At 48.6% G+C, this 12,440-nt stretch carries 10 protein-coding genes; 1 reads left to right on the forward strand and 9 read right to left on the reverse strand.

Annotated elements, in window-relative coordinates; translation table 11 throughout:
- Positions 1–64: 64 nt before the first annotated feature.
- The 7 genes from cls to U2H13_RS18285 all read right to left on the reverse strand — a co-directional run bounded on the left by cls (position 65) and on the right by U2H13_RS18285 (position 9,475).
- The gene (gene cls / locus U2H13_RS18255; protein WP_267543494.1) at positions 65–1,567 is read right to left on the reverse strand and encodes a cardiolipin synthase; all 1,503 of its coding nucleotides are present in this window, start codon (positions 1,565–1,567) and stop codon (positions 65–67) included.
- Positions 1,568–1,662: 95 nt separating this feature from the next.
- The gene (locus tag U2H13_RS18260) at positions 1,663–2,292 is read right to left on the reverse strand and encodes a YitT family protein (RefSeq protein WP_376700563.1); all 630 of its coding nucleotides are present in this window, start codon (positions 2,290–2,292) and stop codon (positions 1,663–1,665) included.
- A gap of 139 nt (positions 2,293–2,431) precedes the next feature.
- Positions 2,432–3,103 carry a respiratory nitrate reductase subunit gamma gene (narI, locus tag U2H13_RS18265; protein WP_376700564.1) on the reverse strand — a complete coding sequence of 224 codons (672 nt, stop codon included), beginning with the start codon at positions 3,101–3,103 and terminating at the stop codon, positions 2,432–2,434.
- On the reverse strand, positions 3,100–3,657 hold the full coding sequence (narJ, locus tag U2H13_RS18270; protein WP_021494796.1) for a nitrate reductase molybdenum cofactor assembly chaperone: 558 nt from the start codon (positions 3,655–3,657) through the stop codon (positions 3,100–3,102). Before narJ ends, narI begins: the two co-directional genes overlap by 4 nt.
- 25 nt (positions 3,658–3,682) lie before the next feature.
- Positions 3,683–5,146 (reverse strand): nitrate reductase subunit beta, encoded by a 1,464-nt coding sequence (narH, locus tag U2H13_RS18275; protein WP_129093796.1) that lies wholly within the window; start codon positions 5,144–5,146, stop codon positions 3,683–3,685.
- On the reverse strand, positions 5,136–8,822 hold the full coding sequence (locus U2H13_RS18280; RefSeq protein WP_376700565.1) for a nitrate reductase subunit alpha: 3,687 nt from the start codon (positions 8,820–8,822) through the stop codon (positions 5,136–5,138). The genes narH and U2H13_RS18280 overlap by 11 nt, the downstream gene beginning before the upstream one ends.
- 176 nt (positions 8,823–8,998) lie before the next feature.
- Complete coding sequence (locus tag U2H13_RS18285; RefSeq protein WP_021494793.1) at positions 8,999–9,475, reverse strand: Crp/Fnr family transcriptional regulator; 477 nt, start codon at positions 9,473–9,475, stop codon at positions 8,999–9,001.
- Between the two features lie 142 nt (positions 9,476–9,617).
- On the opposite strand from U2H13_RS18285, the gene U2H13_RS18290 reads away from it, so the two are divergent.
- Entirely contained in the window at positions 9,618–10,337 is a 720-nt protein-coding gene (locus U2H13_RS18290; protein WP_115941143.1) for a YwiC-like family protein, read from the forward strand.
- Between the two features lie 30 nt (positions 10,338–10,367).
- Here U2H13_RS18290 and U2H13_RS18295 read toward each other — a convergent pair whose 3' ends face one another.
- Together U2H13_RS18295 and narK are read right to left on the reverse strand one after the other, a co-directional pair.
- Positions 10,368–11,084 carry a Crp/Fnr family transcriptional regulator gene (locus U2H13_RS18295; protein WP_014419126.1) on the reverse strand — a complete coding sequence of 239 codons (717 nt, stop codon included), beginning with the start codon at positions 11,082–11,084 and terminating at the stop codon, positions 10,368–10,370.
- 97 nt (positions 11,085–11,181) lie between these two features.
- A complete protein-coding gene (narK, locus tag U2H13_RS18300) occupies positions 11,182–12,372 on the reverse strand; it encodes a nitrate transporter NarK (RefSeq protein ID WP_032875893.1) in 1,191 nt (396 codons plus the stop codon).
- Between the last annotated feature and the right edge of the window lie 68 nt (positions 12,373–12,440).

The following is a 12,440-nucleotide window of genomic DNA, read 5'->3' on the forward strand; positions in this document are numbered from 1 at the left end:
TGCCTCGTTCTTAATGATAATATTTCTCAATTATACTATACACAAGGAGTTTTAAAAGCGTTTTTTATAAAACGCCGGAAAATAACCGTGCGAAGGATTCCTTCGTTCTTTCCCATAATGTGCGCTTATAGAAACGGACGGGGCTGATTTTTTCAGACTCCTTCATATCCTCCAGATAATGCGCTTCAAGATCTTTGATCGCCTCTTGATCTGTAAAAAAGACATTGACTTCAAAGTTCAGCTGAAAGCTTCTCATGTCCATGTTCGCCGTCCCGACAGAGGCGAGGTTTCCGTCAGTGATGAGCACCTTTTGATGCATAAAGCCTTTTTGATAGGAATAGACTTCGATTCCTTCGCGAAGAAGCTCGGGGAAATACGATCTCGTCGCGTACTGGGTTAAAAATCCGTCATTGGTTTCCGGCACCATGACACGCACCCGGACGCCTCTGGCAGCAGCCTCCTTTAGCGCTGTGCGGATCGGCTCATTCGGCACGAAATAAGGCGTCGCGATCCATACAGACGATTCGGCCGCCGCTATCATGGCGTAATACAGATCGCTCATCCGCTCCTTCATATCGGGGCCTGTCGGAACGACTTGATAGACGCCGCCGCTTTCTGCCGCAACCGGGCGGGTATATGCTTTCTGATCAATCAGCACCTCATCCGAAACGTATTCCCAATCAAGCATAAAAATGCTGTGGAGCGTCTGAACGATTTCTCCTTCGACTTTCATATGGGTGTCCCGCCAAAAGCCGACATCTTGGTCTTTGCCGATATACTCCTTGCCGACATTCAGCCCGCCGACAAAACCGACTTTCCCGTCAACGATGACGATCTTGCGGTGATTTCTGAAATTGAATTTTTGGTTAAAAAAACCGTATTTCAGCGGCAGAAACGGGACGATGTTCACGCCCGCGCGTTTCAGTTTTTTAACATCTTTTCCGGCCAGCTTCAGGCTGCCGGCCGCGTCGAACAAAAACCGCACTTCCACGCCTTGACGCGCTTTTTCCATCATAATGTCCATCATCTTGTGCCCGAGCATGTCTGATTTGAACATGTAATACTCAATATGTATAAATGACGCGGCCTCCCGGAGCGCCTCAAACAGCTCCGGAAATGTTTCATCCCCGTTTTTAAGCACCTTCAGCCTGCTTTTTGTATTGATATTCATATGGGACGCCTTGATTGAATATTGAAAGAAACGCTTCTGATTTCCTTTCAGCCCGGACAGATCGGGAGTTTGTTCCATATCAAATATCGTTCTCAGCTTTTCCCGGTTGTATGTCCGTTTCGACCTGAACAGCTTGCCTTTTTCATAAAGCTGGCCGGAAAAAAGGTAAAACAAGTACCCGGCGATCGGAAAAAACACAAGAATATGAATCCATAACAGCGTGTGCTGCGAGGTGCGGTTTTCAAGAATTAACGAATAGATGCTGAACAAAATAATGCTTGCATAGCAAAGCACTCCTCCGTAAAACTCAAGCCTGGAAACCGGAAAAAACCATATGACATATGCTCCGATAAGCATCATATATAAAAAGCAAAATTCCAGTCTCCTTTTCAGCATCCCGACTCTCTCCCATCTGATCCGATATCTCTGTATACCCTCTGTTTTCCGGCTTGTAAACATATGAAAAAGCCTCTCCGCACGAGCGGAAAGGCTTATGATGACGCTTCCTGTGATTGGCCGGGTGTGATGTTTTGAAGCAATGCCGGATTGAGCGAGCAGCTGCCTTTGATTTTATTTTTGAAGATGCCGATGATCAGACCGGTGACCGCTATCGACACTAAGGAGAAGAGCCCTTTCAGCAACCCGACGGAAAAAATGCCGGCCAGCACGACGCCAAAATCGAAGAGGAAATTAACGGCACCCGGATTCCATCCGCAGCGCTTTTGCAGAAATAAAGCGAGGATATTGGCGCCGCCGAGCGATGCCTGATGATAAAACATGAGCGACAGGCCGAACCCGATCAGCGCCCCGCCGCAAATCGCCCCGGCAAGCGGTGAAACAGAGACCGGCGGCAGCCAGTGATCCGCGCCGGTAAACAGAGCCAGCGCTGTGACTGCAAAAACGGTGGATAGAGTGAATTTGATTCCCATTCTGATGAGAGAAAATATATAAAACGGGATATTGATCAGAAAGAAGATCATCGCAAACGAGGAATGAAACAAGTATGACAGACTTAGTGACAGTCCCGCTGTGCCGCCGGTTAATACATGAGAATGTCTGAGTGTCAGGACGCCGGCGCTTGTCATCAGACAGGCGGCTAAAATGAGGAAAATCCGCTTCATTCTTCACTCTCCTTTTGTTGATGTTATTTCCAAATAAAACATAACAGGAATCCCCGCCGCCCAACCATTACCTTGGCAGAAAATATCTTATGTTTTTATTTTTTCACCATAAAAAATCCCCCTTTTGCAGGGGGGATTTTTACGTGCGTTTCCGATAGACAACATAGCTGCGGGTCAAATACTTGAGGGGCAGGCTGAACACGTGAACCAATCTTGTAAACGGCCAGAGGATAAAAACGACGTACCCTATGATGATATGACACTTAAACCATAGCGGGACACTCTCCATCAAAGAAGCGTCAGGCCGGAACAAAACAATTTCCCTGAACCACGGCCCGACTGTTGCCCTGTAATCAAATCCTTTCGAGTCAATGTTGAGGAACGTGGCCGCAACGCCCGACAGCATCATGAACAGCAGCAGAATAAGCGTCAGGATATCCGATGGCGAGCTGGTTTTGCGGATTCTTTTGTCAAACAGCCTTCTGTACGTCAGGATGACAAGTCCGGCACATGCAGCAATCCCCGCCGGCAGGCCTGCGCCGATCGCCATTTTGTGATACATATGCTCGGAAATGCCAAGGGAAGCATACACGCCTTCCGGGATCAGAATCCCCATGACATGCCCGCCGACAACGCACAGCATTCCCCAGTGAAAAAGTGTGCTGCCCGCGGCGAGTTTTTTCTTTTCTAACAGCTCGCTTGATTTCGCCGTCCAGCCGAATTGGTCATGCTGATAGCGGTAAATATGCCCGCCGATAAAGATCGTCAATACAATGTATGGCATAACGCCCCACAGGATCTGCCCGCTCATCTCTGAACAGCCCCTTCTTCAATGCTTTCACGCACACCGATGTTTTCCAGCGCAGCCTGCAGCACGTGCAGCAGCTCAGCATAGATGCTGTCATTTTTTTCGAGGCGGGAAGCCAGCTCTCTCACATTGGACAGGTATTTTTCAAACACGCTTCTCACCGCTTCAATCTCCGCAACTGCGGCGAATTCCAGCATCAGCGGCAGGTAATCAGGCAGTTCTTTCTCTGTCGGCAGGAAACCGGATTGCTGGTAGGTGTTTTTTAAATGCAGCAATTCGATGCCGCGCTCTCTCTGCTCGCCTGAGTTAAAGTAGGTGACGTACATATTCGTTTTTTTCCCGAAATCGAACGTATACACATAGTGTTCAATCAGCGCTTCCGGAGAAAAGCCGGCTGCCGCCTCTAAAAAGTGCAGCAATTTCTCCCGGATTTGCTGATTGGTGATGTCATGGATAAGAGCCTTCCAATCGGGAATCTCGGCTCTCCACTCTTCATCCGGATAAGAGAGAAGAGAGGAAAGAGCGGAGAACGTCATTTGCCGGTCTGTGGTGTTCATGTTATTACACCTCATTTATAAAAAATTAGAAACAGGACCCGGGGCCGCCTGAAAATGATAAGCCGCAGCTCCCTTGTTCAGCATATAAATCTGACACTTCTTCTCGATGGCTGCTCGGGATCACAAAGCGGTCATCATATTTGGCGATCGCCAGCAGCCGATACATGTCTTCAATTTGCTGTTCTGTTAAACCGACACTGGAGACCAATGCCGGGTCGATGGATTTATTCGTCTGCACCGCCCTCATATACTGGCGCATGACAGACATTTTCTTTAACGTGGACCGAATATGATCCGTATCCCCCGCCGTTAATAGCTGCGCCAAATAGTCAATCGGAATTCTCATTTGGTCGATAGCCGGAAAAATATCTTCCGCCGTTTGCCGACTGCCTTTTCCTTCAAAGAGATTCATAATCGGGCTGAGCGGCGGAATGTACCACACCATTGGCAGTGTGCGGTACTCAGGATGAAGCGGCAGCGCAATCTTCCAGTCAATGATCATTTTATAGATCGGCGATTGCTGCGCGGCCTCTATCCATTCAGCCGGGATGCCTTGTTCTTTTGCCAATTTGGCAATCTCAGGATCATTCGGATCAAGAAAAACGTCCAGTTGGGAATGGTAGAGATCCTTTTCATTTTCAACAGAGGCCGCTTCCTCCACTTTGTCCGCGTCATACAGCATGACGCCGAGATAGCGGATTCTGCCGACACACGTTTCAGAGCAAATAGTCGGCAGTCCCGCCTCCAAACGCGGAAAGCAGAGTGTGCATTTTTCCGCTTTGTTCGTTTGCCAGTTAAAATAGACTTTTTTATAAGGACAGGATGAGACGCAATATCTCCATGAACGGCATGCGTTTTGATCCACAAGCACAATGCCGTCCTCCTCGCGTTTGTACATGGCGCCGGACGGGCAGGAGGACACGCACGCCGGATTGATGCAGTGCTCGCAAATACGCGGCAGATACATCATAAAGACCTCATCGAATTCTGTTTTGATCGATTCCTCCATCTTTTGCACGTTTGGATCTTCAAGACCCGTAATATGCCCGCCCGCGAGATCATCCTCCCAGTTCGGGCCCCATTCGATATTCATAAAATCCCCCGTTAAGGACGATTTCGGGCGCGCCACCGGCTGGTGTTTTTTCTGCGGGCTGTTTGTTAATGTTTCATAATCATAGTTCCAAGGTTCATAGTAGTCATCAATCGTCGGCTGGTTCGGGTTATAGAAAAGGCCTGCAAGCCGGTTTGTTTTCGGGCCTGATTTCAGCTCGAGCTTTCCTTTTTTCAACGTCCAGCCGCCTTTATATTTGTCCTGGTCCTCCCATTGCTTCGGGTAGCCGATGCCAGGCTTTGTTTCTACATTATTGAAGTACATATATTCCGCACCGGAACGGTTTGTCCACGTGTTTTTGCAGGTGACGCTGCACGTGTGGCAGCCGATGCATTTATCCAAGTTCATGACCATCCCGATTTGCGCTTTAATCTTCAAGCCAATCGACCTCCTTCAGCTTACGGATAACGACGTTCAGGTCGCGCTGATTCCCCGTTGGTCCGTAATAGTTAAAGCCGTAGCTGAGCTGGGCGTAGCCACCGATCATCTGTGTCGGCTTGACGTGAATCCTTGTCGGGCTGTTATGGGTGCCTCCGCGGTTATTCGTCAGTTTTGTGCCGGGCACATTGATGTGGCGGTCCTGGGCATGGTGCATAAACGCCATTCCTTTAGGAATCCGATGAGACAAAACCGCTCTCGCGACGACAACGCCGTTTCGGTTGAAGCATTCAATCCAATCGTTGTCTTTGATATCCGTGTCCTCTGCGTCATCTTTATTCATCCACACGGTCGGCCCGCCGCGGAACAGCGTCAGCATCGGCAGAGAATCAAAATACATGCTGTGGACGGACCATTTATTATGCGGCGTCAAATAATTAAGGACGATTTCTTTGCCCTCTTGATCAGGCCGTTTGCTTAGGAACGGACGATGCTGAAGGATCGGTTTAAATGTCGCCATCGTTTCACCGAATTCCATCATCAGTTCATGATCGACATAATAGGATTGTCTGCCGGTCAGCGTCCGCCACGGAATTAATTTTTCCACATTCGTCGTAAACGGCGAATACCTGCGCCCTCCTTTTTCTGAACCGGTAAAGGCCGGAGAGGTGATGACCGTTTTCGGCTGGGCTGTAATTTGCTCGAACGTAAAGCATTCTTCCTCGCGCTCTTCCGCCAGGTCTTTCAGCTTCAGGTTTGTGATGTTTTCAAGCGATTCCCATGCTTTCACGGCGACTTTTCCATTTGAGGTGGACGACAGGGTTAAAATCGCTTCCGCCGCCTGCTTCGCTTCACTTATATTCGGGCATCCTTTGGCAACGCTGTTTGAATCGGTTTCTCCCAGTCTCTGTTTGAGTGATTCATATTCATCCGCAATCGACCAGCTCATCCCTTTTGTTCCGCTCGGTTTTAAAGCCGTATGAGGGCCGAGCGCGGTCATTTTATGAAAAATGTGTTTGTAATCCCGTTCAACGACATGGATGTTCGGCATCGTTTTTCCCGGAATGGCTTCACATTCGCCCTTGCTCCAGTCATTGATTTTGCCGAACGGCTGGGCCAATTCCTGCATCGTGTCATGGAGGAGCGGCGTCGCAACCACTTCTTTCACCGGCTCCATCTCGACTTCTTCCGCCAGATCGGAAACGGCTTTTGACAGTGCTTTAAAAATATCCCAGTCTGATCTCGATTCCCACGGCGCCGAGATGGCCGGAGCGAAAGGATGAATGAACGGGTGCATATCCGTGCTGCTGAGATCGTGTTTTTCATACCATGTCGCCGCCGGCAGCACGATATCGGAATACAGCGCCGTACCCGCCATTCGAAAGTCGAGATTGATTAACAAGTCGAGCTTGCCTTCCGGCGCCTGCTCCCGCCATTTGATTTCTTCAGGGCGGATGCTGTCGCTGTCGTCATTCATCAAGCCGTTTGTCGTCCCCAGCAAATGCTTGAGAAAATATTCATGCCCTTTTCCTGAGCTTGAGATCAGATTTGCCCGCCATACGAAGAGATTTCTTGGGAAATTCACTTCATTGTCGGGATCTTCAATCGCGAATTTCAGTTTTTTCTCTTGAAGCCGTGAGGCCACGTACGCACCTACGTCTTCAGGTGTCGCCGCCCCCGCCTTCTCAGCTTCTTTGTACAGATCAATGCCGTTTTGATTGAATGTCGGGTAAGACGGAAGCCACCCTAATCGCGCCGCCAGCACATTGTAATCGGCGTGATGCTTGTAGCGGGATGACGCGGCGATCGGTGAAGCCAAGTCACTGATCGGCTGGTCCTCATAACGCCACTGATCTGTCGCAAAGTAGAAAAATGAGGTGCCGTTTTGCAGTTTAGGCACGCCTTCCCAGTCCTTTGCGGTTGCAATCGTCTGCCACCCTTCAGCCGGACGGAGCTTTTCCTGCCCCACGTAATGGGCCCAGCCTCCGCCGTTTACGCCTTGGGCGCCTACGAGTAAAACAAGATTTAACACCGCACGGTAAATCGTGTCGGAGTTGAACCAGTGGTTAATGCCGGCCCCTACGATAATCATGGACCGGCCGTCTGTATCGATCGCATTTTGGGCAAACTCTCTGGCAATCTTAACGACAGCTTCTTTTTTGATTCCTGTCATTTGTTCCTGCCAGGCAGGCGTAAACGGCTCAGGATCATCATAGGAGACAGCCGATCGTTCGCCGATGCCCCGGTTCACGCCGTAGTTAGCCAGTATCAAGTCAAACACGGTCGTGATGTACGTTTCTTCACCGTTCAGGTTCATTTTTTTAATAGGAAGATTCCGCTCAAGCACTTTGTTTCCGTCATTTGAAAAATACGGAATGCGCACTGAGCCGATTTCGTCCTCTATTCCGAGCACGGAGAGACGCGGCTCAATCTGTTCCCCGGTGTCTTCGTCGATCATGTGCAGATTCCATTTCTGCTGCCCGTCCCAGCGGGAGCCCATTGTGCCTTGCGGTATGGCAAACGCACCTGTCTGTTCATTCCAGACCGCCGGCTTCCACTGATCATTTTTTGTCTGCCGCCCGATGTCTTTCGCATGCAGAAACCGCCCGGCTGTATACACGCCGTTCTCTTTTGACAGAGTGACGAAGAATGGAAAATCGGTGTATTGCTTCGCGTACTCAATAAAACGTTCAGTTTCTTGGTTCACGTAAAATTCCTGCAAAATGACGTGACCCATCGCCATCGCAAGCGCCCCGTCAGTCCCTTGGCGGATACTCAGCCAGTCATCTGCGAACTTTGAGGATTCCGCAAAATCCGGGCTGATTGAAATGACCTTGGCGCCTTTATAGCGGGCTTCCGCCAGAAAATGCGCATCAGGCGTTCTCGTTAACGGAACGTTGGAGCCCCATGTGATGATATAGCCTGAATTGTACCAATCACTGCTCTCCGGAACGTCCGTCTGGTCGCCCCAAATTTGCGGGGACGCCGGCGGAAGATCCGCATACCAGTCATAAAAACTGAGCATTGGGCCGCCGATTAAAGACATGAATCGCGAGCCTGACGCATGGCTGATCATGGACATCGCCGGGATCGGGGAAAAACCGACATTCCGGTCAGGCCCGTATTTCATCACCGTATACAGCAGAGAGGCTGAAATCAGCTTCAGCACTTCCGGCCATTCCGCGCGGACAAAGCCGCCTTTCCCTCTTGCCTGTTTATAGGACTTCGCTTTTTCAGGATTTTCAACGATCGATTTCCAGGCATCCAGCGGATTTTGATGCGCCTGCAATGCTTCCCGCCACAAATTGATCAGCACACCGCGCACATATGGATATTTCACACGGAGCGGGCTGTAGATGTACCAAGAAAAACTGGCCCCCCGCGGACAGCCTCTCGGTTCGAAATCAGGCATATCAGGGCCTGTTGATGGATAATTCAAGTTTTGTCCTTCCCACGTGACAATTCCGTTTTTCACATAAATATTCCAGCTGCAAGAACCCGTGCAGTTGACGCCGTGGGTGGAGCGAACGACTTTGTCGTACTGCCATCTGTTTCTGTATACATTCTCCCAATCACGATCTTCGCTTGTCGTTTGGCTATGGTTATTTGAATGATGTTCGATAGGAGAAAAATAGTTTAATCTCCTGAGCAACGGACTCATTTTCTTTTTCTTCATGATCGTTCACTCCTTCCGAGTCAGGTGATGCTATGTACACTATAAACAGAGACGGCGCATCACCTTGTGAACTATGTCACACACTCTGCTTTTTTCACAAAACGTTCACACAGAGCAGCAGGAAGGATTTTCAAACGATATGGGGACGCCCGCGTCATCAAAAAAACCGGTTCTGTTTAAGAACCGGGTTCAGCGTTTTCATCCCGTGATGTATGCAGATACCGCAAAAACAACTGATAGGAACAGAAGACATTTTGCTGAAGCATCGCCAAAAAGTTCATTTGCAGCCGCGGATGGTAAGACATCATTTGCTTAAATATGGAATATGGAATATGGAGTACCAGAATATCCGGTGAGGCATTGACTGAGATAAAAGGCGATAAATAGAGCCCGCCTTTTTCATCAATCGGAAACACATCGCCTTTCTCCCACAGCGCAACGGTTTGCGACCCTTCAGGGAGCCTGCTGTCCGTAAAACGGATATTGCCTTTTAATACAATATAAACGGATTGTGAATGAAGAAAGGATGGAGATTGGTCAGATGAGCCGCGGATAAACGTCCCGTTTTTCAGCAAAGTTTCGACAATGGACAGAGGCACTTCATTAAACATAGGAAGTTGTTTCAGAAACAATAAATAGTCACACTGATTCATAGGAAAGCCTCCTGTGCTAAGGATAGCTTTAGTGTAGCCCGATTGAGCCCGCGCGGCAGTGATGTATTTCACAGCTTGTATGATAAAAGTCACTTATCAGGAGAGTGTCTGCACTTATAATGAAATAAAAAGGAGGGTTTCGATGAAGGCGATGATTCCGAAGCAGCACGGCGCATGGGCGATGCTGCTGATTCCATTTTTACTCGGCATGGTCAAGGGAGGCCCGGTTTTCTGGCATATTCCGCTCTTTCTGGGCTGGCTTTTCCTATACTTAGCGGTTTATCCCGTTTCGCTCGCTTTGAAAAAGAAACAGCTTCAGCCTTATCAAAAGTGGATATGGTATTACGGTTTTCCCGCCTGCTGCTTTTTGATCATTTCTGTCTTTCATAAGCCGCAGCTCGTCTGGATCGGCGTTTTTTTATTGCCGCTGTTTCTCATACATACGCATTATGCCCGCCGAAAAAACGAGCGGGCGCTCACGAATGATATTGCGGGTGTTCTGTTCTTTTGTTCAGGCGGGCTTGCGAGCTGCTGGCTGGGAACGGGAACCCTTGACGGCTGGGCTTGGTTTATTTTCTTGCAGTCTACTTTATTTTTTATCGGGAGTTCTTTTTATGTGAAGTCGGTCATACGGGAGAGAAAAAACAGAACCTTTGCATACTGGTCATGGGGATATCACCTCTTGCTCCCCTTTTTATCGGCTCTTCTCGGGGCAGGCTGGGCGTTTCTCGCTTTTATCCCAAGCAGTCTGCGGGCCTGGTTTTTTCACGGAAGAGACTGGCCCGTGAAAACGATCGGCATTCTGGAAATCGTAAATGCCGGCTTCTTTTTCGCCGTCATGTGTGTATGTATCACAAGCTGAAAAACAAGGACACCGGCTGCCCTTGTTTTTTCAGTCAATATTGCAGATCTCAAGCGGACAATTTTCACACTCGATCTCGCATCGTAAATAGTCCCGCTTGTGCAAAATAATTTTTCCGGTTTCGTCTATCGAAATAACCCCTTGTTTGCGGAGGTCTCCCAGCATGCGGTTGACGCTCTCCCTTGCCGCCGCGCAAAACTTAGCCAAATCCTGATTTGTCAGCACAATGTTAATCAGAATCCCGTCGCTTCGTTCCACCCCGTAGCTGTTTGATAAGCGGATAAGGGTGGAATAGAGCGCCCCCTTTTTACCGTGAAGAAGCAGGTCCCTGATTTTGGACTGGATTTTTCGAAGATGGGTGCTCATCCATTTCATAAATTCAAACGTCAAAACACCGTTTTGGATCAATTCCTTTTCCAGCTTGTTTTTATTAATGACGAGCACCTCGCCATCCTCTAACACTTTCGCACTGAGCATATATCTCGGCTCATCTGTGAATAGCGTCAATTCCCCGACAATATCGTGTTTTTGGCAGATTCTAAGCGTCAGGTCTTTTCCGTCAGACGTCAGCTTGCCGATTTCAATGAGTCCTGATTGAATCAGATAAAGCTCTTTTGCATCCATTCCTTCTTGAAACAAATAAGTGTGTTTTTTCATTTTCCTTTTCGTACTGATCGATTCCAGCAATTCATGCAGTTCGCGGGAAAGAAGTTCTTTATCAGATTTTCGGACAGAGAGAATATTCATGAGCTCACCTCGAAGAAAGTCACGTTGCGTATGTATATTGTAACGTGACTTGATTTGCACTCACCCAGAAAAAACTAACAATCTTGTGAATGGATCATTATGAATTGAGACTCTGACTGTTTCTCTCCGTATGTGTTTTCATTTTTTCCTGCCAATACATCCAGATCACAAGAACAAAGCTGGCTAACGCGACCTCTGAAAGCGCCATAAACCCGATCGCGTATTGGCCTGTTGCCTGAAATACACTTGCCAGAATCAGCGGAGGGAAAAAACCGCCCAGTCCGCCCATAGCTGACACAATACCGTTGGCAATCCCCGCTTGCTTCGAAAAGTAGAAAGGCACCAGTTTAAATACCGTCCCGTTTCCAATCCCTGAGCAGACTGCCACTGTCAGCGATCCAAACGCATAAAGGCCGATCGTCGGGGAGAATGACAGCATGACGCCTGACAGCGTAAGCCCTGCGAAAACGAACATCAGAATACGGAGCGGACTCAATTTATCTGCAAGAAACCCTCCCACAGGCCTGAGCAGTGTAGAGACCGCAATAAAGCCGGCCGTCCGTAAACCGGCGTCCGCAGGGCTCAGCCCAAAATGCTCAACCAAAAAATTCGGAAGATAGATGGTAAAGGCGACAAAGGCGCCGAACGTAATAAAATAAAACAGGCTCAACATCCACAGCACATGATTTCGGTAAACGGCTTTCATTTGTGTCTTTATGGAAACTTTGACTTTCTTCTCATGCCGGTCGCCGAACAAAACGTGCAGTAATGCGAAAACAGCCAGCAAAACAAGATACATCTGCACGGTTGCTTTCCATCCCGCGGCTTGAGCGATAACCGGCGCCGCAAAGGTAGTAACGGCGGTCCCGATGTTTCCGGCACCGTAAATCCCATTGACGACACCGTGCTTTTCTTTCGGATAATATTTCGGGAGGGACGTCACTCCGATGGAGAATACCGCTCCTCCGATCCCTAAGAAAAAGCCGCCCGCGATTAAATCAAATAAAGAATCCGCGATACTGATCCAAAATACAGGAAACAAAAGCAGGATGAAGCTGATCATAAACATCAGCCGCGCGCCATACCTGTTCGTTAAATATCCTAAAGGAATACGGAGAAGCGATCCGAGAATAACGGGAATCGCCGTCACCAATGAAATCTCGCCTTTGCTTAAATGAATATCTGATGTCATTTGAGAAATGAGCGATGAAATCAGCACCCACACCATAAACCCTGCCACTAAGCTTAATGACTGCAACGATAATTGAATATGTTGACGATTGATCATTCGGCTTGCCCCTTTCACTGATTCAATATCAGTCTTATCATACAAAAACTCAGTGTGCGGGATTGTGA

It is taken from the genome of Bacillus sp. A1, from assembly GCF_042296235.1.
GTDB lineage: Bacteria > Bacillota > Bacilli > Bacillales > Bacillaceae > Bacillus > Bacillus velezensis.

Coding starts and splice junctions, on each gene's coding strand:
- cls (WP_267543494.1), bottom strand. CDS start 1,567: ATGCTGAAAAGGAGACTGGAATTTTGCTTTTTATATATGATGCTTATC.
- U2H13_RS18260 (WP_376700563.1), bottom strand. CDS start 2,292: ATGAAGCGGATTTTCCTCATTTTAGCCGCCTGTCTGATGACAAGCGCC.
- narI (WP_376700564.1), bottom strand. CDS start 3,103: ATGAGCGGGCAGATCCTGTGGGGCGTTATGCCATACATTGTATTGACG.
- narJ (WP_021494796.1), bottom strand. CDS start 3,657: ATGAACACCACAGACCGGCAAATGACGTTCTCCGCTCTTTCCTCTCTT.
- U2H13_RS18280 (WP_376700565.1), bottom strand. CDS start 8,822: ATGAAGAAAAAGAAAATGAGTCCGTTGCTCAGGAGATTAAACTATTTT.
- U2H13_RS18285 (WP_021494793.1), bottom strand. CDS start 9,475: ATGAATCAGTGTGACTATTTATTGTTTCTGAAACAACTTCCTATGTTT.
- U2H13_RS18290 (WP_115941143.1), top strand. CDS start 9,618: ATGAAGGCGATGATTCCGAAGCAGCACGGCGCATGGGCGATGCTGCTG.
- U2H13_RS18295 (WP_014419126.1), bottom strand. CDS start 11,084: ATGAATATTCTCTCTGTCCGAAAATCTGATAAAGAACTTCTTTCCCGC.
- narK (WP_032875893.1), bottom strand. CDS start 12,372: ATGATCAATCGTCAACATATTCAATTATCGTTGCAGTCATTAAGCTTA.